Origin of the sequence: Bradyrhizobium sp. 26S5 (assembly GCF_036923295.1) — a bacterium.
Taxonomy (GTDB): Bacteria; Pseudomonadota; Alphaproteobacteria; order Rhizobiales; family Xanthobacteraceae; genus Bradyrhizobium; species Bradyrhizobium septentrionale.
Map to the genome: position 1 here is coordinate 2,202,165 of NZ_CP145948.1, position 23,487 is coordinate 2,225,651.

18 protein-coding genes are annotated in these 23,487 nt (G+C 65.4%); 3 read left to right on the forward strand and 15 right to left on the reverse strand.

Going from position 1 to position 23,487, the window contains the following annotated elements; genetic code table 11:
• Window positions 1–4: 4 nt before the first annotated feature.
• Complete coding sequence (locus V5279_RS10315; RefSeq protein ID WP_338697000.1) at window positions 5–973, reverse strand: zinc-binding alcohol dehydrogenase family protein; 969 nt, start codon at window positions 971–973, stop codon at window positions 5–7.
• 111 nt (window positions 974–1,084) lie between these two features.
• Here V5279_RS10315 and V5279_RS10320 point away from each other — a divergent pair, with 111 nt between their 5' ends.
• Window positions 1,085–1,984: a LysR family transcriptional regulator gene (locus V5279_RS10320; RefSeq protein WP_338697002.1), complete on the forward strand. Its 900-nt coding sequence runs from the start codon at window positions 1,085–1,087 to the stop codon at window positions 1,982–1,984.
• Between the two features lie 76 nt (window positions 1,985–2,060).
• Here the strand turns inward: V5279_RS10320 and V5279_RS10325 are convergent, their stop codons facing one another.
• The 8 genes from V5279_RS10325 to tuf all read right to left on the reverse strand — a co-directional run bounded on the left by V5279_RS10325 (window position 2,061) and on the right by tuf (window position 13,028).
• A complete protein-coding gene (locus V5279_RS10325) occupies window positions 2,061–3,824 on the reverse strand; it encodes an MOSC and FAD-binding oxidoreductase domain-containing protein (RefSeq protein WP_338697004.1) in 1,764 nt (587 codons plus the stop codon).
• Window positions 3,825–3,895: 71 nt separating this feature from the next.
• Window positions 3,896–4,759, reverse strand: a complete 864-nt coding sequence (locus V5279_RS10330; protein ID WP_338697006.1) for a DUF427 domain-containing protein — start codon at window positions 4,757–4,759, stop codon at window positions 3,896–3,898.
• Window positions 4,760–5,403: 644 nt separating this feature from the next.
• Entirely contained in the window at window positions 5,404–6,126 is a 723-nt protein-coding gene (locus V5279_RS10335; RefSeq protein WP_338697008.1) for an SDR family NAD(P)-dependent oxidoreductase, read from the reverse strand.
• A 109-nt stretch (window positions 6,127–6,235) separates the two neighbouring features.
• Entirely contained in the window at window positions 6,236–7,480 is a 1,245-nt protein-coding gene (locus V5279_RS10340; RefSeq protein ID WP_338697010.1) for an acyl-CoA dehydrogenase family protein, read from the reverse strand.
• 214 nt (window positions 7,481–7,694) lie between these two features.
• Window positions 7,695–8,630, reverse strand: coding sequence for a helix-turn-helix domain-containing protein (locus tag V5279_RS10345; protein ID WP_338697012.1), 936 nt, complete (start codon window positions 8,628–8,630; stop codon window positions 7,695–7,697).
• Window positions 8,631–8,796: 166 nt separating this feature from the next.
• Window positions 8,797–11,070, reverse strand: coding sequence for a TonB-dependent receptor (locus tag V5279_RS10350; protein ID WP_338697014.1), 2,274 nt, complete (start codon window positions 11,068–11,070; stop codon window positions 8,797–8,799).
• 148 nt (window positions 11,071–11,218) lie between these two features.
• The gene (locus V5279_RS10355) at window positions 11,219–11,542 is read right to left on the reverse strand and encodes a DUF2946 family protein (protein WP_224741850.1); all 324 of its coding nucleotides are present in this window, start codon (window positions 11,540–11,542) and stop codon (window positions 11,219–11,221) included.
• Window positions 11,543–11,822: 280 nt separating this feature from the next.
• Window positions 11,823–13,028 (reverse strand): elongation factor Tu, encoded by a 1,206-nt coding sequence (gene tuf / locus V5279_RS10360; RefSeq protein ID WP_338697017.1) that lies wholly within the window; start codon window positions 13,026–13,028, stop codon window positions 11,823–11,825.
• Between the two features lie 361 nt (window positions 13,029–13,389).
• Here tuf and V5279_RS10365 point away from each other — a divergent pair, with 361 nt between their 5' ends.
• On the forward strand, window positions 13,390–14,010 hold the full coding sequence (locus V5279_RS10365; protein ID WP_166308180.1) for a hypothetical protein: 621 nt from the start codon (window positions 13,390–13,392) through the stop codon (window positions 14,008–14,010).
• Window positions 14,011–14,126: 116 nt separating this feature from the next.
• Window positions 14,127–14,900 (forward strand): SDR family NAD(P)-dependent oxidoreductase, encoded by a 774-nt coding sequence (locus V5279_RS10370; protein ID WP_338697020.1) that lies wholly within the window; start codon window positions 14,127–14,129, stop codon window positions 14,898–14,900.
• A gap of 237 nt (window positions 14,901–15,137) precedes the next feature.
• Here the strand turns inward: V5279_RS10370 and V5279_RS10375 are convergent, their stop codons facing one another.
• From V5279_RS10375 to V5279_RS10400, 6 genes are all read right to left on the reverse strand, one after another.
• Window positions 15,138–17,327, reverse strand: a complete 2,190-nt coding sequence (locus tag V5279_RS10375; RefSeq protein ID WP_338701105.1) for a TonB-dependent receptor — start codon at window positions 17,325–17,327, stop codon at window positions 15,138–15,140.
• A gap of 621 nt (window positions 17,328–17,948) precedes the next feature.
• Window positions 17,949–18,623: an RraA family protein gene (locus V5279_RS10380; protein ID WP_338697022.1), complete on the reverse strand. Its 675-nt coding sequence runs from the start codon at window positions 18,621–18,623 to the stop codon at window positions 17,949–17,951.
• Between the two features lie 33 nt (window positions 18,624–18,656).
• Window positions 18,657–19,682, reverse strand: a complete 1,026-nt coding sequence (locus tag V5279_RS10385) for an amidohydrolase family protein (RefSeq protein ID WP_338697024.1) — start codon at window positions 19,680–19,682, stop codon at window positions 18,657–18,659.
• A gap of 21 nt (window positions 19,683–19,703) precedes the next feature.
• Entirely contained in the window at window positions 19,704–21,032 is a 1,329-nt protein-coding gene (locus V5279_RS10390; protein ID WP_338697026.1) for an MFS transporter, read from the reverse strand.
• A gap of 29 nt (window positions 21,033–21,061) precedes the next feature.
• Complete coding sequence (locus V5279_RS10395; protein ID WP_338697028.1) at window positions 21,062–22,390, reverse strand: MFS transporter; 1,329 nt, start codon at window positions 22,388–22,390, stop codon at window positions 21,062–21,064.
• A 55-nt stretch (window positions 22,391–22,445) separates the two neighbouring features.
• The gene (locus V5279_RS10400; protein ID WP_338697030.1) at window positions 22,446–23,408 is read right to left on the reverse strand and encodes a hydroxyacid dehydrogenase; all 963 of its coding nucleotides are present in this window, start codon (window positions 23,406–23,408) and stop codon (window positions 22,446–22,448) included.
• Window positions 23,409–23,487 lie beyond the last annotated feature (79 nt).

Here is a 23,487-nt window from a genome sequence, read left to right on the forward strand (position 1 = left end):
CCTCCTATTGCTGCGGCTTGATCACGATGCGGCCGGCCGTGCCGGCTGCGACGTTGCGATAGCCGTGCTCGGCGTCAGCCAGCCCGCAGGTTTCCGCGATCGGGGCCGCGCGATAATCGCCGGCGATGAAGCCGGGCGTGAGCGCGTCAAGCACATCCGCCGAGGCCGCAAGATCGCGCTTCAAGGTATCGACACCGAGCAGCCGGCTTTCATTGTGGTAGAAATCGGCGAGATCGAAGCTCACCTCGCGCTGGCCGGTTGCGGAAATTTCCACCAGCCGTCCACGCAGCGCGAGGCTGTTGACGGCGCTGCGGAACATCACGCCGCCAACGAGGTCGAACACGACATCGGCGCCGTTGCCGCGGGTCAACGCGCGGATTTCCGCCGGCACGTCCTCCGCTCCGATGATCAGATGCTCCGCGATCGCATGAATCGGCGCGTCGGCATGCGGCGGGTGGCGGTCGACGCCGATCACCCGCGCGCCGATGCGGCGAGCGATCTGGGCCGCGGCGCCGCCGACCCCGCCGCCGGCGCCGATCAGGACCATGGTCTCGCCAGCCTTGAGACCGGCGGCCTCGATGCCGCACCAGGCGGCCACATAGTTGACGCCGACCGACGCCGCCTGTTCGAAGCTGAGATTGTCCGGCTTCCGCCGCAGGCTCGTGACCGGCACCGCGAGCAGTTCGGCATGGGTGCCGTCGCGGGTGAAGCCGGTATCGCCGCCGGTGCCCCAGACCGCGGCGCCGCGCCATTCGGCCGGTCCCGCCTCGACGATGCCGGCGTAATCCCGGCCGGGGATGCGCGGCAGCGTGGTCTGGCTCATCGCGCCAGCCACGTTCTTGACGTCGCTGGGGTTGATGGAGGCGGCGACGACGCGCACCAGCGCCGTCGCCGCGTCCACGGTCGGCGCTGGGACCTCGGTCAGTTTCAGTACCGAAGGGTCTCCGAAGGTCTCGAACCGGATTGCGCGCATGAATCTTTCTCCTCATCTTTCCTAGGCAGGAAAATGGACTGGCCTGCGAGGATCGGAAAGATGCCGAGAAGGATGCTATGCTTCCACTAGGTGAAAGCATGGGAGACTGACGTGCCTGACAGCATCGGGGATATCGAGCTCTTCTGCGGCGTCGTTGAAGCGGGCGGAATCTCCGCCGGTGCCGTAGCGCTGCGCTCGTCGCCGCCCGCCACCAGCCGGCGGCTTGCCGCTCTCGAGGCCCGGCTCGGCGTCAAGCTTGCGGAGCGCAATGCGCGGCGGTTTCGACTGACGGAAGAGGGTGCGCTGTTCTACGAACATTGCCGAAAGCTGCTTGCGGCGATGCGCGACGTCGAAGCGGAGGTGTCCGCCCGGGGCGCGACGGCACGCGGACTGTTGAAGGTCGGTGCGCCGATGGAGCTCGGCCGGCGGCGGATCGCGCCGTTGCTGGCGGAATTCGCCGACCAGCATCCGGGACTGGAGGTCCATCTGGTGCTGTCCGATGCCGGCCTCGAGGTCGGACAGGACGGCATCGACGTTGCGCTGCGCGTCGACCGGCCCGACGATCCGGCGGTCATGACGCGCAAGATCGCGACCACGCCGCGCGTGCTCTGCGCTGCGCCATCCTATTTCGCCAAACGCGGGATGCCCGAGCGGCCAGCCGATCTGATCGATCACGAATGCCTGCGTCTGGCGCGCCGGCATCATCTGCACGATCGCTGGCGGTTCCGGACAGAGCACGGCGTCGAGGAGATCGTCGTGAAAGGTCACCTTTCCAGCAGCAGCGGCGACGTGCTCCACGGCTGGGCCCTTGAAGGCCGGGGCCTGTCGTCGGAAGCGCTATGGGACGTGTCCGAGGACCTGCAGGCCGGGCGTCTGGTGGCCTGTCTTGCCGATCATGCATGCGATGAAATCGAACTGTTCGCCACGTTTCAGCCGGGCCATCCCGTGCCGCCACGCGTCCGCCTGTTCGTTGATTTCATCGCAGCGTCGCGCTTGAACCAGTCGTCGTAGCGAACTCTCGGATCAGCTATCTCACAGCCGCGCGCGGATGGCGCCGGTTCGGTCTGATGCGTGTTGCGCTTGCCGTTCAGAGATCGATGACGAGATCACCAACCGGCCGTGAGCAGCAAATCAGAAGATTGCCGTCCGCGGGCCGGTCGAGCGGCTTTGGCTCATAGGCGACCGTGCCTGAAACCAGGCCGCTTTCGCAGTTGTGACAAACGCCACTCCGGCACGCCCAGCGCACCGGGACATCGCATGCCTCGGCGAGTTCGAGGATGCTTTGGTAGGCTGACGCTTTCCAGTGTGCGGCAACGCCGCTTCTGGCGAAGGAGATCAATGGACCGGTGTCCGCATCCTCGCTCGGCGGATGTGGAGCTCGGGCCGCGGCGCCGACGACACCCGGCGTCATCGATTCGCTGCCGTTGAAGATTTCGAGATGAATTCGCTGCGGCGCCACGCCGAAGGCCGTCAGCGCGTCTTTCATGTCTGCCATGAAGCGCGTGGGCCCGCAGAGGTAGACGTCCGCCTCCCCGGGAATGCCGACCTCGCCGAACACCTGTCGCGACAGATGACCGCTGCCGTCGAAATCTATGCCCTTCCGATCGCGTGCGGCCGGCCTGCTGTAACAAACATAGCTGCGACCGTGGGTGAGAGCGGGCATCAGGCGGCGGACTTCGGCTGCGAACGGATGATGTTGCCCGTCGCGGGCCGTGTGCAGCCACAACACCTGCCGTGTCGAGCCGGTCTTCGCCAGGGCGTGCAGCATCGCCAGCACGGGCGTTGCGCCAATTCCCGCGCTGAGCAGCACGACGGGCCGCTCCCCGGACTGCAGCACGAAGCTTCCGCGCGGCGAGCTGACGTCGAGACGGTCGCCGGGCCGGACCTGCTCCCGCAGGTAGGTTCCGGCAGCACCGTTCGGCTCGAGCTTCACGCTGATCCGGTAGCGCTCCGTCGAAGCGGGGCCCGAGAGCGAGTAGCTGCGAAACAGCTGCGGCCCGTTGCCGGCGGGTCGAAGGCGCAGCACGACATACTGACCGGGGAGGGCCGAAGGCAGCGGCTGTCCGTCCGGATCCTGCATCGACAGCGAGAGGACGTCCGCGGCCTCGTGATCGATCGCGGCGACCACGAGCGGACGAAATCCCGGCGCAGCGGGATACGCAGCCGCTTCCGGCGCGAGCCCCGCGTTGCCGGTGCCCGCGCCACTCGCCTGGTTCTGCAGCAAAGCCTGGAACGAAGCCCGCCATCCCGGCGAGAGTTGCTCGATGCGCAAGGCGCGCTCCAGCCGATCACGCGGATGGTTCGGCGAATAGAGCAGCGCGTTGATCTCCGCAACGGTCATCCGCTCATTCGCCTCTCCCACCTTCACGATGTCGTCGCCGGCGCCGACATCGCCTTCCCTGAGGACGCGGAAGTAGAAGCCCGGCCGTCCGCTTGAGGTCAGCAACGCCGGCATCAGCGGCTCGTTGACGCGAATGCCGACGCGGTAGCAAGTCACGCGAGGCTGGGTGATCTCGAACAGCGCGCTGCCGATCTGGTAACGATCGCCGATGCACACGGCATCGTCGGGCAACCCCTCGATCGTGAAGTTTTCGCCGAACTGGCCGTGGACGAAGTCGGTTCGCTTCAGCTGTTCCTGCCAGTGGCGATATGATTCGATCTGGTAGACGAACACGGCGCGATGCTCGCCGCCGTGGCCTGCGAGGTCGCCCTGGCCGTCTCCATCCAGATTCAGCCGACCGACCCGGCAGCGGCCAGGCACCGGGCTTTTCCAGACCCCGGTGTGAACGGTCCGGCCCTTCCACTCAATGTCGCGCGGAAGCCCGACGTTCACGGATAGCAGTCGCGCCATGTTCTGCTCCGCCTTGAATGAGAATCGGAGGCCGTTCTCGCGGCCTAAAATGGCAGCAAGCCGCCGGAGGATTACTCGCGGACGATCTCGGCGACGTCGAGGTTGCGATCCGGGCCGTGCGGCACGACGGTCTGGCCCGGCTCGAGATGCAGCTGGACGCCGTCGAGATGGACGGTGACGATATCGGGTTCGAACGACACCAGGCCGGAGATGCGGCGCACCTCGGGATAGGCGTCCGGATAGGACCACGCCGCCTGGCGTGCCTCACCGATCGCGTAATAGCTGCATAATCCCTTGTAGGGGCAGAAGGTCTGGAGCTTGACCGGAGCGAGGGCGGACTCGTCGATATCGGCGCGCGGAACGTACCAGCGTGGCGCGAAGCCGGACTCGTAGAGCACCAGCGGCCGCCTGGTGTCGGCGACGACGCGCTCGCCGTGGCGGACCACGAGATGACGAGAGGCCTGGCGGATGTCGATGCGATGGTAGGGGTCGGCGGCGTGGCCGACGATCCGCTCGTCCTCCTCGTAGAAGGCATCCATCGCCCGCCAGGCGAACGCGACCCGGCCCTGCAGCTCGCTTGCGTGGGCCGGCAGGCCGGTGTGCTGCCACGCGCCCCGCGCTGCGATATGCTGCTCGTCGGCGCGGACGCTATACCAGGACGTGGATCCGAGATCGACGTGCTCGGTGACGTGCTCGGTGGGTTCCAGGACACCCGGAGCAACATCGGCCTCCGGAAAGTAGGCGACGGGATAGCGAGCCGGTTCGAACAACAGGAGGACCTGCTCGCTGTCGGCGATCCAGCGCTCGGCGAAGCGCACGCGCATGCGCCGGCGCAGCCGCTCGACGAACAATAACCGCTTGGGCAGCGGTTCGGGCACGAGGAACCGGCCGAGTGCGCCCGCCGAGAGCGGACCTTGTTGCCAGGACAATCCCATTGCCGCCTCCCGCAAAGATTTGACGATCGAGGCTGGTACGATATCCGCGGAGCATTTGTTACGCCGAACGCGAATTCGACAGCAATAACGCGGATCCGACAGCAAGTTTTCACAACAACGATGGCAACTTTCGGGCCTGTCTGGCGCTTGCCCGCCGCACCACCCGGGTCAGCGCAATGCAGGGCCGGCGCGGAGGCTCATGCCCGCGGTGGACGGACGAGGCGAGCATCGCGGAGATCGCAGCGCAAGCGCGGCGCTACTCGTTCACCGCCATCGGCGATACGACAAATCCAGGCACTGCCGGACCCAGAAGCCATTCACATGGATGAGCTGGCACGGGCTCGGAGGTGGCTCCTTGATGATCGGGTAGCCGTGGATGTCGATGTTCGTCGGGGCGGTGACGCCGCGCCAAAACACCGCGTTGGCGGTTCGGGGACTGAAGGCGGCGGCGAATGCCGCGACTGCAAGGCAGCTCAAAAGAAGTTTGCGTGCGCACACCATGCTTTCCGCTCCTTCCCCAAAGTTGACGGGAGAAGCTTCCCGCAGCCGGCAGCGGAGCGCAAGCGGGGTTTTTACGGAGCGAGTGCCTGGTCCTCGTCTTCAACGACGACGGACGGCTCCTCGCGCAGTGCCTCTTGCATACATCAGCCAGGCATGTGGTGGCCGGCCGCCTGTCCGCCGTCGACGTGGAGCACTTCGCCGGTCACAAAGCCTGCGCCGTCGAGATAGAGCACTGCGTCGACGATATCGGAGATCTCTCCCATCCGGCCGACCGGGTGAAGCGCCGCCAGCGCCTGATGCGCCTCGCTCGGGTGCATCGGGGTCTTGATGATCCCGGGCGACACCGCGTTGACGCGGATTCCGGTCCTTGCGTATTCGATGGCGAGTGCGCGGGTTGCGGCGTTCAGGGCGCCCTTTGTCAGCGAGGCGAGGGCGGCCGGAACGCTGCTCATCGGCTGGTCGACCAGACTTGTCGTGATGGTGACGACGTGACCGTGTCCCTGTTTGCTCATCAGCTCCAGCGCGCGCCGGGTCATGTTAAAAAAGCCCGTGACGTTGGTGGAGATGTAAGTGGCGTAGTCATCCTGCGTGTAGGCCGCGAACGGTTTGGCCATGAAGATGCCGGCATTGTTGACCAGCGTGTCGACGCGGCCGAAACGCTCGATCGCCGCCTTGAACACGCTCGCAGCCGTATCAGCTGCGCCGACGTCGCCTGGCACCGTGAAAAAATCCGCATCGGCAGCTGGCTTGATCGAGCGCGACGTCGCAACGACCCGGCAGTTGCGATCCCTGAAGGCCTGAACGATGCCGGCGCCGATGCCCTGCGATGCGCCGGTGACAACAGCCACTTTCCGCTCTGTGCTCATGATCGCACTCCTTCAAAACTCGATTCTTGTTTTGACGCGTTTTCTTTACGCGAACCGGTATCCACCCCGCATCACGTGCGGGGCAGGCTTCGCTCGAAAACGCTCTGGCCTACGCCGCGCCGCTTGCAGCAAGCGGGCTGTAGTCGCGGCTCTTGAACATCGTGTGCAGTTGCCGCCGGCGGATGCCCAGATTGCCGCCGTCGAAGATCGGCAGCGCGAGCGCGTCCTGCAGCAGGCCGCCGAATGGCGCTTCATGGTCATAGCTGTCGATGCCGACCACCCGCATCAGATCGGTGATGACGCGCACGGCGGCTTCGGAGCCGAAGATCTTGGCCTGCACCGCGAGTTCCTCGGCCGCCGGCGACTGGGTGTCCAGGGCATGGCAGGCGCGCCAGCTGAGATAGCGCGCCGCCTCGATCGTGGTCTTGGCATCGGCGAGTGCGTATCCAACCGCCTGATGCTCGATGATGGGGTGAACGCCGCCGCGCTTTTCGGTGCGGGCAAAATCAAGCGCGAACGCGAACGCCGCCCGCATCAGCGCGACGCCGAAGATTCCGACCAGCGCCGCGGTGCCGGTGAACGCCGCCGCCGTCAGCGCCAGACCTGAGCCCTGCTGTCCGAGCAGATTGCGCTGCGGCGCCGTGACATTCTGCAAGCCAAACTGGGGGACGAGGTGCGCGCGATGGCCGATGCTGTCGATCGCGCGTTCGAACACCAGACCGGTCACCGGTCCTTGCACGGCAATGATCGAGATGGCCGCGTCGGGTGCCGCCGCTGGATCGGTTCGGCACACGACGGTCAGGAGATCGGCGCCCTCGCGATTCCAGCCGGTGGCCGAGGACACCCATTTCTTGCGGCCGTTGATCACCCAATTGTCGCCCTCGCGCCGTGCCGTGGTGCGAACGCCCTCGCCGGGCGGCGGCGAGGCGGCGTTGGCGCTGCCGCCCGGTTCGCTGGAGCAGAAGGCGGCCAGCGGCGCGCCGCTGGTCTTCAGGAACGGCGCGAGCAGCCGCTGGCATTGCTCCGGCGTGCCGCCGAGCAGCAGCGGCAGCAGGCCGAGCACGCTGCCGAGCATCGTGAGCGTCACGCTGGGATTCACGCTGTAGAATTCCTCGGCCAGGATCGCCATGTCGATCATGCCGGCATTGTCGCCGCCTGCCGGCGCCGGAATGCACTTGCGCATATAGCCGGCCGCCACCATCGCCTCGTAGGTCGGTTTGGTCGCGAGAAAGCGCTGCTCCGGCGTTGCCAGTTTCTCGGCCGCCCTGGCCTCGGCCAGCACCTCCCTGGCAAATTTGCGGGAGGCGAGTTGCAACTCGCGCTGCTGCGCCGTGAGCGTGAAATCGATCGCCATGCCAATGCCCTCTGACCCTTGTGTCCTGGGTCAATCGCTATCCCGGCGTGGTCAGGAAATCTTGGACGGCAGTGCCCGATTTCTTGGCGCGGAGTGAACCAGGAGCCGCCGTTCCGGTAGAATCGGAACGGGGCCCTGATTCTTGTTTTGACGCGTTTTCTTCACGCGAACCGGTACCCACTTCGCTCGAAAACGCTCTGGTCTCGTCGCGCTTTCAGTGCGCGGCTGAGCGGCGGAACTCGCGCGGGGCGAGGCCATTGTGGCGCTTGAACAGGCGGTTGAAATGCGAGATGTCGCGGAAGCCCGCGGCAAAGGCGATCTCGGCAATGGTCCTGTGGGCAGCGTTGCGATCGAGCAGGGCGCGCGTGCACGCGGCGATCCGCTGCTCGTTGACGTGTTCGCCGACCGAGCGGCCGGTGGTCGCAAACAGGCGGTGCACATAGCGCTCGGAGCAGCGGAATTTCGTGGCCAGCGCCGGGGCACCGAGCTCGGGATCGTCGCTGTGACGGGCGATGTGGTCAAGCATCATCGACAGCAGCACCGGCGTATGCACGCGCTCCGGCGACATGTCGGCGAGGATGTCGGGTGCGTGCGCGATCAGCTCGGCGATATGCGCGCCGAGCATCGCCGAGGTTGTCGCGAGCTGACGGCCGCTCAGGCAGAGCTCGGCATAGCTCGCCAGCGTCCGCGAGAGCGCGCGGCCGGTTTCGGTCGCCGACAGGCCGAGCCGCGGGCGATCGAACAGCGCGTCCGGCAACAGACGTCGCGGCACGGCAAAGCAAAAGAGCTTGAAGTTGTGGCGGTGGGCGATCGCGAACGGCTGCGTCGTATCGGCAACCGCGAGGTCGCCGGGCGCACTGATCTGCTCGTGGCCGCGCTGCGAGGTACGTCCCAGCCCTTCGAGCTGGAGGTTGACGAAGCAAAGGTCGTCGGTGCTCGCAACGATGTGCGACGGCAGCCGCAGCACGGTGTGCCCGCTCGCCGTGACCCGCGAGATCTGCAGCGGCGCGGCGTCGACCTTGCAGATCGTGCCGACAAAGGACTCCTCGGCAATCCGGCGCGGCTCCAACCGCACGAAGGCAGCCGCGAGGTCATCAGCCCAACTGCCGAATGGCTGATCCGGACGGGCCGGCCTGGTCGACCATTCCATGTGCGCCTCGAATAGACTGTCACTGCGAAGGGCCCAGCGGTCGAAAGATATCGCCGGCCAAACCGGCGGTCAAATAGTGCCAGCCCGCGGGTCCCGGGACATTCGCGGACCGGAGCAATGACGATGCCGTGGGCATCGCCATCCCCTGGTTGACGTCGGCCCTTCGTCAGAACTTCTGGGTGATGCCGGCATAGACGCCGCGCCGCGGTCCGTATTGCGGCGCGAACACGCCGATGCCGGAGCCGTCGCGGATCTGGTAGACGGTATCGAACAGATTGACGACGTCGAGACGCAGCGTGGTGGGCTTGTTCGGTGCGACAAGGTAGAAATCGTGCGAGACGCCGAGATTGACCTGGGTGTAGGGCGGCACCGTGCCGATGTTGGCAAAGCCGTCGCGCAGGCCTGAGCCGTAGATCAGCGAGGCGCTGAACTTGGTGTCGTGCCACTGATACCAGCCGCCCACCGATGCCGTCAGGGTCTGGGCATGATCGGTGTTGACGTAATTATTGGCGATGTAGGCCAGCTCGTCCGGATCGAACAGATACTGGTTCGAGACGACGTTGGTCGCGACCTGTCTTGCGATGGCGACGTTGCCGTAGAGGTGCAAATTGTCGTGGTCGTATCTCGCCGTCAGCTCGACGCCTTCGTTGGTGCCTTTCGCGTAGTTGAAAGCGGTCAGGACGTAGGCCGCGCCGAACTGGCCGTCGTCGAGCAGATCGGTCGCGATCTTGTAATAGGCGTCCATGCCGACTTCGAGGCCCGGGATCGCATAGACTTTCTGCGTGACGCCGACGTCGAACACGTGCGAGCGCTCGGGTAAGACAGGATCGTTGGCGGAGACGGCGGGCTGCGCGGTCGTATTCTGCACCAGCGAGAGATTGGTCGGCGCCGCCAGCACCTGCTCGGGCGGCGTGAAGTTGCGCGCATAGCCGGCATGGAAGGTCGTGCCTTCGAGAGGCTTCCAGGTCAGGCTGATGCGGGGGCTGAGCTGGTTGGCATCGACATATTGCCACATCTGGTCGAAGCGCAGCCCGGCGTTGAGCGTCAGCTGATTGGTGATCTTCCACTCGTCGCTGATGTAGGTGGAGAACAGGTACCCGGTCTTGGCGCTGGAATCGAACACCGAGAACGGCGCGTCGATGGGGTTCCCGGTATCGTCCAGCGGCAGCACGGTCGAGCCGTTGTTGACCAGCGACCGCTCGGCGCTGAACGACACGCCGAACTTCAGCGTGTGCGCGAAGCCCACTCGGTAGGACGTGTCTTCCTGGATGCCGTTGATGAAGCTCTGCCGATAGACGTCGGACGCGACCCCGTTGAAGACGAGATCGCCGACCGGATCCGGCGTGAAATGCAACTGGCTGTAGCGGTTGAAATAGGCGATTTGGTAATCGAGGCCGTCGGCCGATTTCTGATAGGCCACGACGTTGAACTGGTTGAACTCCCGCTGCCGCTCGTTGAGCAGCGCGGAATCGAAATTGGAGACGCCGAAGGCGGTGAAGGCCGGCGACTGGCCCGGATTGTTGGGGATCTGATAATTGCCGTTGGAGACGCCGCCGATATAGGTCAGCCGGCTGGTCGGATCGAGCGCTGTGGAGACATAGGCAAAGCCCTTTTCCTGATCGGTCCGGTCGTGGATCGCATTGTAGGCCGGCGTCGGATTCTCGATGCCGACATCGCTGCCGAAATAGCGTCCCGAGACGTAATACTGCGTCTGTCCGATGGTGCCGCCATAGTCGACGCTGGTCGTGAAATTGCCGTGGCTGCCGCCATAGACACTGACGCTGCCGGAATTGTTGAAGGCATCGGTCTTGGTCTGGATGTCGAGCACGCCGGCGGTGCGCAGGCCGTATTGCGCGGGCAGGGCGCCGGTGAACAGCGCCATGCTGCCGACGATGCCAGTGTCGATGATCTGGCCGAAGGCGCCGACGCCGTCCGGCAGCATGATCCCGTTGATGCGGTATTGCAGGTCGGCGTGCTCGTTGCGCACGTGCAGCTCGCCGCTTGCGGCCGAGTCCTGCGAGACCCCGGGCGCCTGCAGCAGCGCCTTGTCCAGGGTGGTGTTGGTGCCCTGCGGCAGCGACTCCAGGAATTGCCGGCTCATCTCGTAGGTATTGGCGCCGGTCGGTGCCAGCAGCGCGGCGCGGGCCTGGTCGAGCCGCGCGTTCTGGCCAGCGATCCCTCGCGCCTGAACCTGCTCGGCGGATTCGGGCGCAGCCGATACCGCACCGGTTCGCCGCGCGCGTCGACCGCCGCCGGCCGCAACGCGTGTCTTCGGCTTGTTCGACGCAGACGGCGCGCTGTGATGCAGCGGCGCCGTCACCGTGATATCCGGAAGTTCTGTGGTCGGCGCGGTCGTCTGCGCGTATGCAGCGCCATTCATCCCGCAGACCAAAAGCGATGCCGCGCCGGCGGCGGCGTGTCGTCTGATATGTCCTGACATGTTCGTTTCCGATCTCACCAGGCCGCGATCCGGATCCTTCCGATGAGGACGCGGTCGAGCCCGCCGTCGATGCGCGACGGCCAGATTCCCCATTGATCAAACGGCAGCCGATGCGTGGCCGCGTTCGAAGTTCAGTTGTGCCTGGAGGTCAGGAGATCGGAGGTGCGCGCGGCTGAAAGTGCGGCCGGCCGAATTCGACCGGGGCCGCATAACTGTCGATGCGCCAACGCAGCAGACCGACGGCATCGGGCAACTGCAGCGGCGGCAGCGCCGGTGCCGGCGTCGCCGTATTGACCATCGCCACGACGGCGCAGACCGCGCAAAGGTCCGCGGCCTGATCGGAATCAGGGGCAGAACGAGGTTCATCGCGCGAGGCGTTCTCGACATGCGCCGCGAACGACGCCGTCGCCTGTGCCGATGCGATGGCATGAAAATGCCCGAACGACAGCGCGAACTGGATCGCCAGCGCCAAAAGCGCCAGCCCAGCCCCGTGCCTGATGTTCGAACGAAACCACTTCATGACGACGCCATTCCGCGTCGATGGTCACAACACCGATGGACGGTGCCTGCGACGCGGTGTCGCACATTTTCGAAAACGTGTCAGCCTGTCAATCCGCATTGCTGGGCAATGCGATCAATTTCCAGCCGTCTGGGGCGATTGGGCAACGTCGCGACTTGCGGCGTTCTTTCGTGGTGGCCGTGAAGCACTCGTTATGAAAATAGGGGCCCGGCTCGCGCCAGGCCCCCATCCCTCACTCCACGATCGCGGTGACGACGCCGGCACCGACGGTGCGGTTGCCTTCCCGGATCGCAAAGCGCGACCGCTCCTCGAGCGCGATCGGCTTGTTGAGCTCGATCGTGAACTCGGCGCTGTCGCCCGGCATCACCATCTCGGCGCCATCGGCGAGCTGGACGGTGCCGGTGACGTCGGCGGTCCGGAAGTAGAACTGCGGACGATAATTGGCGAAGAACGGCGTGTGCCGTCCGCCTTCGTCCTTTGTCAGCACATACACTTCCGCGCGGAAGGTCCGGTGCGGCGACGCACCGCCCGGGTGCGACAGCACCTGACCGCGCTGCACGAGAGCCTTGTCGATCCCGCGCAGCAGGCAGCCGACATTGTCGCCGGCCTGCCCCTGGTCGAGGATCTTCCGGTAGCTCTCGATGCTGGTCACGACCGACTTGCGGGTCTCGCCGAGGCCGACGATCTCGACCTCGTCGCCGAGCCTGATCGTGCCGCGCTCGACCAGCCCGGTCACCACAGTGCCGCGTCCTGCGATCGACTGCACGCCCTCGATCGGCATCAGGAACGGACGATCCTTCGGCCGCTCGGGCAGCTCGATAGTGCTGTCGAGCGCCTCGAACAGTTTCAGGATCGCCTGATCCGCCAGCGGACCGCGCTCGCCGCGCAGCGCCGCCATCGCCGCACCGCGCACGACCGGCGCGTTGTCGCCGTCATACTGGTACTTCGACAGCAGATCGCGCACCTCGATCTCGACGAGATCGACGAGCTCCGGATCGTCAGCGACATCGCACTTGTTCAGGAACACCACGATGCGCGGCACGCCGATCTGGCGCGCGAGCAGGATGTGCTCGCGCGTCTGCGGCATCGGTCCGTCGACGGCGGAGACGACCAGGATCGCACCGTCCATCTGCGCTGCGCCCGTGATCATGTTCTTCACATAATCGGCGTGGCCCGGGCAGTCGACGTGCGAGTAGTGACGCGCCGCTGTCGAGAACTCGACGTGGCTCGTCGCAATGGTCAGGATCTTCGTGTCGTCACGCGTACCTTGCGCTGCCGACGCCCTGGCAACGTCCTGATAGGAGACGAACGCGCCCCAGCCGTGATCGGCTGAAACCTTCGTCATCGCTGCCGTCAGCGTCGTCTTGCCATGATCCACGTGGCCGATCGTGCCAACATTGCAGTTGGGCTTGAGGCGGATGAACTTCTCTTTGGCCATGGGACACCTGTGGTGTTCGAGCTCCCGTGCTGGGTTTGCACGACTCGAGGCACCGCGAGAGCTCGTTCGGCGCCCGGAGCCGCTTCCGCTCCGGGCTGCCTTCCAATGTCAGGTGTGACGTGAGGTCAGGTCCAAAGCAGAATAGCGGCGGCTGAGGGCAATAGCCCTCCCGTCATCAGCATCGATGCTTGCTGTGATCGCCGCATGTGGAAACCTGGGTCGCTCGCTCAAGAAAAGGAGGCGTGTACATAAGGGGTGGCCGCGCGATTGGCAAGAGGCGGTCGTGTTGCCGGGGAGAGGTACGCTGGCATTGTCGGCCTCCGGCGCGTATAGTTTGCGGGCACAAATGACGGTCTCCGGAATGTCGATCTTCGCAAGCAAAACCGGTCTCGCAATCATCGCGGCGGCGCTGTGTCTCGGCGGCCAGCAGGCGCATGCCCAGGCCGGCCCGGTGCGCTATTGGACGCCGGGGTCGCTGTTCGGCTTCGGTGGCAGCCTGGCCGACGGCCAGAAGGCGGACACCTACGGCAACTTTCCGGGCTTCGACGCCGCCAGCGCGCAGGGCGGTGACTTCTCGTATCTGAACGGCCGTCCGGACGGCTGGTTCATCGGCGGCGAAGGCGGCCGCGCCAGCTGGAGCGCGCTCGGCCAATCGGCGGCGTTCGGCTCGCTCGAATATCAGGGCGCGCAGTTCGGCTACAACTTCAAGGGCGTCGGCAATACACCCGTGACGTTCTTCGCCGGCTTCGACACGTTGAAATACAATCCGCCCGGCGCCGGCGGGCCGTTGGCGCCGTTCAGCGGCAATCCCGGCGTCAACGCCGGCTATTCGGCGCGCGCGGGCCTGGAGTTCCGCCCCAGCTCAAATGTCACCCTGTCGTTCGGGGCCGGTTTCACCCAGCAAGGGACGGAGCGGATGGACAGCGACATCCATTCGCAGCTGCTGCCTGGCCAGTCGCCGGTTCTGTTCGGCGGCCGCTAGCGCATTCTCGCGCAGATCGGGCGGATAGCGCATCAGCGCAAGACCGGAGCGCTGCGGTCCTGATCCAACCAGAGCCGAGAAGGCTCGAGATCAAGAGCACAGCCGGGATCGAAAATATGGACATGCAGGGCAAGATCGCGCTCGTCACCGCTGCAGCGTCGGGCGCCGGCCGCGCCGGGGCGCGCATCCTTGCGCGCGAGGGCGCGGCGGTCGCAGTGGTCGATCAGAACGAGGCCGGCGCGAAGGCGGTGGTCGACGAGATCAAAAAGAGCGGCGGGCGTGCGCTGGCGCTGACCGGCGATCTCCGCGACGACGGCTTTTCGCGCGAGATCGTCGCTGCGACGGTGAAGGAATTCGGCGCGCTCGACTGCGTCTGGAACCATCTCGGCATTCCCGGTCCGTCCGTGATCGACGACATGGAGGGCTGGGATCTCAGCGTCGATCTCAATCTGCGCTCGCAGCTGATCACCACCAACGCGGCGCTCGCGCAGATGACGGCGCGGCGCAAGGGCAGCATCCTGTTCACGGCATCGACCTCGGGGCTGACAGGCTCGCCCTGGAGCCCGACCTATTCCGCGGCCAAGGCCGGCGTGATCGGTCTGGCGCGAGCGCTCGCCAAGCGCCACGCCAAGGACGGCGTGCGCGTCAACGCGATCTGCCCCGGTGCGATCGATACGCCGATGCTGCGGGTGTTCGTCAACCGGCCCGACCAGCCGGGGCACAACGAGGCCGATCCGGAGGAACTGATCAAGGCCGCCGTGACCCGCAATCCGATGGGCCGCGCCGCGCGTCCCGAGGAGATCGCGGAGGTCGCGGTGTTCCTGCTGTCGGACAAGGCGTCGTTCGTCACCGGCATCGCGATGCCGGTCGACGGCGGGACGCTGGCGTAGGATCCCGCATCGCTCGTCAGGGCCACGATAGGTTGAATAGTTTCCGCGAAGGAAGTGCGCTCCCTCTCCCGCTTGCGGGGGAGGGCGGGGGTGGGGGTGTTTCCGCGATCGATGCTCTCTATGGGGAGAGAACCCCCACCCGGATCGCATCTGTCGATGCGATCCGACCTCCCCCGCAAGCGGGAGAGGTGCAGCGAGTTCGCGTCGCCACGCCGCTTGACCAGACTTTCATAATACTCAGAACTTCGCCCTGATGCCGGCATAGGCGGCGAGCGGCATGCCGGGCACGAAGGTGCGCGGATCGCTCAGTTGCGCCATCAGGTTGGTGACTCCAGGCGTGGCGCTGGCAAAGCCGCCGGTCTGATAGAACGCGCCACTCAGATAGTAGTGCTGGTTGAACACGTTGTTGATCAGGCCGAACACCTCGATGTTCTTTGTGATCTGATATGAGGTGTGCAGATTGACGACCGAATAGGCCGGCACCTTCGGGCTCTGGTTGGTGTCATCATGAATGATCCACTGGCTGCCTACGACGTTGAGGTCGGCGCCGACCTTCCACGCATCGGTGACGTTGTACTCGACGCCGGCCTTGAAGCGGTGCGCGGGAATGCCCGGGATGTGATCGCCCGGCTTGACGTTGACAAACGAGACGTCGTCGTTGTTCGGGTCGGTCTGGGCGTTCGGATTGTTCGGCGAGAACAGCGTGATCGCGCTTCGATAGGTCGCGTCGACATAGGTGTAGTTGGCGTAGGCGTTCCAGCTGTTGTAGCGGTATTCGAGCTTGGCCTCGATGCCCTGCCGCAGGGTCTGGCCGGCATTCTGGAAGAAGCCGAAATTGTTGACGCCGAGCGGGCTTGCCACCTGGATAATGTCGTCGTCGGACAAGGTGCGGAACACGCCGAGGCCCCAGCTCAGCACGCCGGTCCTGGCGTCGCGGCCCCAGCCGCCGCGCAGACCGGCCTCGACAGTGTGCGCCACCACCTGCTTGAGCGGCGGATCGGCCACCAGGAAGGTGTCGATCATGCAGGGATGGTTGGGATCGGAACAGCCGAGCTCGAGCGGCGTCGGCGCGCGATTGGCTTCCGAATAGCCGGCATAGGCGGTGAGGTTCGGGGTGATCTTGTAGGTGCCGCCGATCACCGGGTTGAAGCGCTGGAAGCGGTTGCTGCTGTTGAGCAGATCATTTGTCCCGGTCTGGTCCTGCAGGTCGATCTGGGCATAGTTGAATCGTCCACCGGCGGTGACCGAGAATTTGTTCGTCACATCGAACGTGTCGGTGAGGTAGACGCCGGTATAGGTGTTGGTGGCGCGCAGGTCGACCGGGCTGAGACCGGCGTCGGGCTGGTTGATGAAGACACCGGTGCCCGTCACGAACAGATTCTGGTCGACGGTACCGAGTTCGCTGGTCGCTGTGAATTTTGTGTTGCCGTGGTCGACGCTGACGCCCATCACGACGTGGTTGTCATGCCCGAACAGCTTGTCGGTGTTGGTCAACTGGGCTGTACCGCCGAAGCTGTTGGTGGCGACCCGGTTGCGGTCGATCTCGCCAAGGAAAGCGGTGCCCAGCGTGTTCGGAACGGTACCGTCCGCCGGGCCGAAAATCGGAAGGCCGTCGCCGATGCACAAATTGGTGGGATCGTCGCACGGCGCGACGTCGGTGCCATTGCCGTCGACATGGGACTGCCGGAAGCCGCGGAAGTAGGCGTTGCCCTGGAATGACCATGTGTCCGAAAAATTGTGGTTCAGCGTCGCGTTGATGAAGGCGAGCTGAAGCTTCGTCGACTGCGGCCAGGTGTAGACGCTCGACCAGCGCTGATTGAGCATCTCGACCGGCGTGGCCGCGACGTTGCCGAGCAGATTGCTGGCGCCGGTGAAATTGACGTGGAATTCGGTGTCATCGTTGCGCGCGCCGATGTCGACATACATGCGGTTGACGTGCGACGAATTGGCGTAGTCGCGCCAGCCGCGGTCATAGGCGGATTCGAACGCCGCATAGGCGGAGATGTTGTCCTTCTGGCCGCCGGCCTGCACGCTGCCCTGCACGCGGCCGTAGGAGCCGCCGAACGCTTCGGCCTCGACACCCTGATAGGTGAAGCCGTTCTTCATCTGGATGCTGAGTGCGCCACCGATCGCGTTCAGGCCGAACACGGGGTTGTTGGGAACCAGCGAAACCCGGTCGATGGCCTTTTCCGGGATGAAATCCCAGTTGACCACGTCGCCCCAGGATTCGTTGATGCGGACGCCGTTCTGATAGACCGCGATGCCCTGTGGCGTTCCCTGAACCGGTGAGGCGACGAAGCCGCGGTAGTCGAGAGTGCGCTGGAACGGATTGCCGGTCTGGTCGGTCAGGGTGACGCCGGGCAGCTTGCGATTCACCGAGTCGAGAAAGTTTGTCGAATAGTTGTGGCTGAAATCCGCCGAGGTCAGCACCTCGGTGTTGGACGGGATCTTGTCGCGGTCGAGCAGGCTCGCGTCGCGGTCGGAGGCGCCCGGAACGCCGGCGCCGCCTTCGGGCGCCGCCGCGGTCTGCACCGGCGCGGCCCGTGTTCGCGTGGTTCGCGATGTCCGTACCACCGGCCGGGCCGCCGGCTTGGCGCTGCGCGTGCCGGATAGCGGCGAGGGGGCAATTACGGTGACTGGTGGCAGCTCGGTCGGGGCGGGTGCGGGGGTCTGGGCGTAAACAACGGTCAGCGGCGCCGCAGCGCCGATCGCCGTGAGCACGGCCGCGGCGCCACGTGTGTGTACCGAAGAAGACAGAAATCGTGTTGCCGTACGCAACAACACACCAGCCATGACCCCCACCCCAAAGTCGCGGTTCGACTTTTATCCCCGACGAACCTTGGTTCTAAGACTGCGGGAGCGCTAAGGCTTTGGCAAACAAGATGTGTCCCGGAGGACCGGGATTCTTTTCCAGATATGTTCGGGAAAAATTCCCGATGCCGGTGGACGGCCGCGCGAATCCGATACGGGGCGGTGATACTGGGCGGCTTTCCGCAGGTTTGTGCCTAAGAGACGGGCATTCCCGCCTCTTAGGCAACGGTATCGTGTCTAGTCCTTGAACTCGCAGCCGAGGCGCTGCAAGGCCTCGTCGACCCAGCGGCGATCGCTGGTGCCGGCCAGGATCTGCTGGATGGCTTTTTCCTCGGTGGCCTTCTTGGCCTCGGTCAGCTTGCAGATGGCCTCGGCGTCGTCATAGGGCACGCAGAGCACGCCGTCGTCGTCGGCCACGATGAGGTCGCCGGGCTCGACGATCATGCCGTCGATCGAGATGGCGCAATTGATCTCGCCAGGGCCGTCCTTGTAGGGGCCGCGATGCGCGACGCCGGCGGCGAACACCGGGAAGGCTCCGGCGCGGATCGCGCCGGCATCGCGGACCGAGCCGTCGATCACGAAGCCCGCGACGCCCTTCTTCTCGGCCAAGGTCGACATGATCTCGCCGATGATGGCGTTGACCAGGACGCCGCCGGCGTCGACGACGATGACGTCGCCCGGCTGGGCCAGGTCGATCGCCTTGTGCACCATCAGATTGTCGCCGGGCCGGGTCTTGACGGTGAGTGCCGGGCCGCCGAGCCAGCCGCCGGCATGCATCGGCCGCAGCCGGTTGGTGCCCGCGATCCGCGACATCACATCGCTGATATTGGCGACCGGCAGCGTGCGGTAGCGCGCAACGAGGTCAGGCGACACTTTCCGCTTCGCCTTGTGAATTGCAAATCCTATGGCCATCGGTTTTCTCCGGTTTGTTGGCGGCGCGATCGCTTAATGCGCGCGGCGGTCGAGATGGGCGTTGAGGCGGGGATAGACGCGGCGGGCATTGCCTTCAAAGATCTTGGCCTTGTCCGCCGCGCTCAACGGCAGCGCGTCGATGTAGCGGCGGGTGTCGTCGAAGTGATGCCCGGTCTCGGGATCGATGCCGCGGACCGCGCCGACCATCTCCGACGCGAACAGGATGTTCTCGGCCGGGATTACCCGGGTCAACAGCTCGATGCCGGGTAGGTGATAGACGCAGGTGTCGAAGAACACGTTCTTCAACAGATGCTCGGACAGCGGCGGCAGCTTCATGTCCTGCGCGAGGCCACGGTAGCGGCCCCAGTGATAGGGCACCGCGCCGCCGCCATGCGGGATGATGAACCGCAGGGTCGGGAAGCGCTTGAAGATGTCCGAGGTCAGGAACTGCATGAAGGCGGTGGTGTCGCCGTTGAGGTAATGCGCGCCGGTGCCGTGGAAGCAGGGATTGCAGGACGAAGAGACATGGACCATGGCCGGCACGTCGAGCTCGACCATCTTCTCATACAGCGGATACCACCATTCGTCTGATAGCGGCGGATCGCACCAGTAGCCGCCGGCGGGATCTGGATTGAGGTTGCAGCCGACGAAGCCGAGCTGCGTCACGCAGCGCTCCAGCTCCTCGATGCAGTTCGCAGGTTTCACGCCCGGGCTCTGCGGCAGCTGGCAGACGGGAACGAAGTTCTGCGGGAACAGCGTGCAGACCCGATGCACGAGGTCGTTGCAGATCGTGGTCCATTCCCGGCTGGTTGCTTCCTTGCCGACATGATGCGCCATGCCGGCGGCGCGCGGTGAGAAGATGGTGACGTCGGTGCCGCGCTCCCTCTGCAAGCGGAGCTGCGCGCCCTCGACGCTGTCGCGGATCTCATCGTCGGTGATGCCGAGGTTGGTGGTGAGCGGACGGCGCGACTTGTCGGCGAGGCCGGCGAGCTGCTTGTCGCGAAATATCTGCAGCTTGGCCGGCTCCGTGGTGTAGTGGCCGTGACAATCGATGATCATGGTTGCTTCCTTACAAGGTTGTCAGTGTGCGACGGATGACGGGATGGCTCCCGTCAATTCCGCCTCGCGCGGTTTGACGCGCATGGTGGCGGCGATGGCGGAGGCTATGAGCAGGAAGCCGGCGATGCCGACCAATGCCCAGGAGAAGCTTCCGGTGGAGTCCTTGATCAGGCCGATGCACCAGGGGCCGATCAGCCCGCCGAACTGCGCCAGCGTGTTGACCATGGCGATCGAGGCGGCGCCGGCGGCGCCCGTCAGCAGCGAGGCGTTGATGCTCCAGAACAGCGGGTTGCCGGCGTTCAGGCTGAAGCCGACGATGCAGAGGAATACGAAGGCCAGCACCGGGCTCGAGACATAGGCGCTGCCGAGCATCGCGACCGCGGCAAGCAGGTAGACGGCGGCGAGATGAAACTTGCGATCGCCTGTCTTGTCCGAGCTGCGGCTGACCACGATGGTGCCGATGACGCCGAGCAGCGGCGGGATCGCCGAGAGAAAGCCGACCTGAATGTTGCTGAGATTGCCCATGCCCTTGATGATCTGCGGCAGCCACAGCAACAGGCCATAGATGCCGACCAGCGCGCAGCCGAACAGCGCCGCCAGCAGCCAGATCCTGATATCGATGATACATTCGATCAACCTGTGCTGCCCTTGTTGTTCGATCTCGGCCCGCTCGGCGGCGAGCTCGCCCTCCAGCCAGGCGGCCTGCTCCTTGCTCAGCCAGCTCGCCTTGGCCGGGCGGTCGGTCAGATAATAGAGCGTGAAGAGGCCGAGCAGAATGGTCGGCACGCCCTCGGCGATGAACATCCATTGCCAGCCATGCAGGCCGGCGGCGCCGTCGAAGAAGGTCATGATGCTGGTCGAGATCGGCCCGCCCAAGACCGCCGAGAACGAGCCGGCGATGATGTATCCGGCCACGGCGCGGGCGCGATAGCGCGGGGGGAACCAGTAGGTCAGATAGAGCACCACGCCGGGCATGAAGCCGGCTTCCGCGACGCCGAGGCCGAACCGCATCACATAGAGGCTGAGCGGATTCCAGACAAAGGCGGTCAGCGTCGCAACAAGGCCCCAGCTGATCAGGATGCGCGCCAGCCAGATCCGCGCCCCGAGCCAGTGCAGCATCAGGTTGCTCGGGACCTCGAGCACCATGTAGCCGAGGAAGAAGATGCTGGCGGCAAAGCCGAAGATCGCGGGGCTGAGGCCGAGGTCCTTGTTCATCGTCAGCCCGGCGTAACCGAGATTGATGCGGTCGAGATAGTTGAAGAACATCATCGCGAACAGGATCGGGATCAGCCGCCAGTAGACGCGGCGGATGGTTTGCTGTTCGAGTTCTTTGACGGATGCTCCGGCCATAAAAATCCTCCCGTTCGTTGTGATGGCGTTCATTGGGTCGCGACGCCATTTCGGATGTTGTTGGGGACGGCCTCTCGTTCGGGAGGCAGCCGTTCGGCTCCGTCCGGAGCCGGGCCTGCCGCCATCGTCCGGAGGTCGATGCCCTGCTGCTCGGGCAGCATCAATGCCGCGCAGAAGGCGGCCGTGTAGCCGCAGATGGCGCAGATCGCCATTGCGTCGCCGAGATGCATCCGCGTCGACAGGATGCCGACGGTCGCCGGCACGATCGAGCCGAGGCCGCGTCCAGCGCTGAGCGCAAAGCCGGCGCCATTGGCGCGGATGTTGGTCGGAAACAGCTCGGCAAAGGTCGGCATCAGGCCCGAGGCGAGGCCGGCCTGCAACGCGCCGAGGAAGAATCCGAGGATGATGGTGATGCCCTGGCCGATCGGCGCCTGGGTATAGACCGCGACGTTCAGCGCCTGGCAGAGCAGGAACAGCATGAAGCCTTTGCGGCGGCCGATGCGGTCGGCAATCAGGCCGAAGGCGATCGGTCCGACGAACGATCCGAAGATGTTGACGGCGAGATAGCCGGCGGTGTGCATGACCGGCAGATGCAGGCCGGTCTGCAGATATGTCGGCAGCCAGGTGATCATCACATAGGCCGCGCCAAGTGTGCCGGTGGTGAAGAAGGTCGCGACCAGCGTCTTGAACAGATGCTCGCCGGTGAAGATGCTCCAGAAGCTGTGCGTCGACGAGGCGCCGCGTTGCGCCTTCTCCTCGACGAAGATTGCGGATTCCGGCACGAAGCGGCGGACGAAGAAGACGAGCAACGCGGGGAGGATTCCGATCGCGAAGAACACGCGCCAGGCCATGTCCTGCGACAGCCAGCCGAAGATGACGGGAAATGCCGCTACCGACAGCGCGTTGCCGACGGCATATCCGCTCTGGATCGCGGCGGCGACGCGGCCGCGCATCCCGGCCGAGACCACTTCGGCTACCAGCACAGCGCCGACCGCGGCCTCGCCGCCATAGCCCATGCCCTGGACGGCGCGCGCGACCAGCAGATACCAGAAGCCGTCGGCGAAGGCGGCGGCAAATGTCGAGATTGCGACCAGCAGGATGGTGAATTGCAGCACCCGCACCCGGCCGAACCGGTCGGCGGCAATGCCGGCGATCCAGCCGCCCGCGGCAGTGCCGATCAGCGAGCTTGATGCAAGAATCCCGGCGTCCGGCCGCGACAGGCTCAGCGTCGCGATCAGTGCCGGCGTCACCAGCGCGTAGATCGTCGTGTCCATCGAATCGAGCGCAAGTCCGCCGAAGGCGGCGAAGAATGTCTTGCGTTCGACGGCGGACAGCTTGGACAGCCACCCCAGATTCATGTTCGCTTCCCCCTGATGATCTCGGCCTCTTGTTGTAGGGCCGTTGCTGCGAGATTTAAGGCGGATCGAGCGCCGCCGGATTGACGACGTTGGCGCGATCGATGTCGCCGCGCGTTAGCACCGCTGCGATGTTGCGCGCGGCCTCGACGCCGGTCCGTGTGATCGACGCGCCGGTTTGGGCTGCGATATGCGGCGTCACGATCAGGTTCGGCGCCTGCAGGATCGGCCTGTCCTTGGCCGGCGGCTCTTGCGCCAGCGTGTCGAGGCCGGCGCCGGCGAGATGTCCGCTGCTGAGTGCCGCGCATAGTGCGTCCTCGTCGACCAGCGCGCCGCGCGCGGTGTTGATCAGGATGGCGCCGGACTTCATGGCGTTGAGGCGCGCGGCATCGATCATGCCGCGGGTCGCATCGGTCAGCGGCGCGTGCAGACTCACGATATCGGAGACCGCGAGCAGCTCAGTGAGATCGGCGGCCTCGCGCGCCAGCGCTGGGTCGACCCGGCCCTTGCTCCGGCCGAGCGCGACGACGGTCATGCCGAGCGCCGCCGCTGTACGCGCGACGTGGCGGGCGATGCGGCCGAAGCCGACAAGGCCGAGGGTGCGCCCACGGATTTCGCGGCCGCGATAGGTGGCGCGGTCCCAGGCGCCGGAATGGGTTCGTTCGTTGAGGCTGACGACGTCGCGCCCGAGCGCGAGGATCAGCGCGATGGTGTGCTCGGCGACCGCGGGCGCGTTGGCGTCGCCCGCCACCATCACCAGCACGCGCTGCTTGGTTGCGGCATCGATATCCACGCTGTCGACACCGGCGCCGTGCTTTGCGATCACGCGCAGATGCGGATTGCTGGCGATGACGGTGGAGGAGAATACCGGATTGCCGCGCATCAGGATCGCCTGCGTCGGCGCTGTTGCCATCTCGTGCGTGAGGCGTTCAGGCGTGACCGCATCGCGCATCAGCACGACGTCCGCGCCGATCGCCCGCTGCGATATTGCATGGCTGCCCCGCTGCGGGCGCCGCGCCATACTGCAAGAACCTGACGCATTTTTCGCGCTTCTCCCTTCTTCTCCCTTGGAGCATTGCTGATTTCGCGCGAAGATCGGG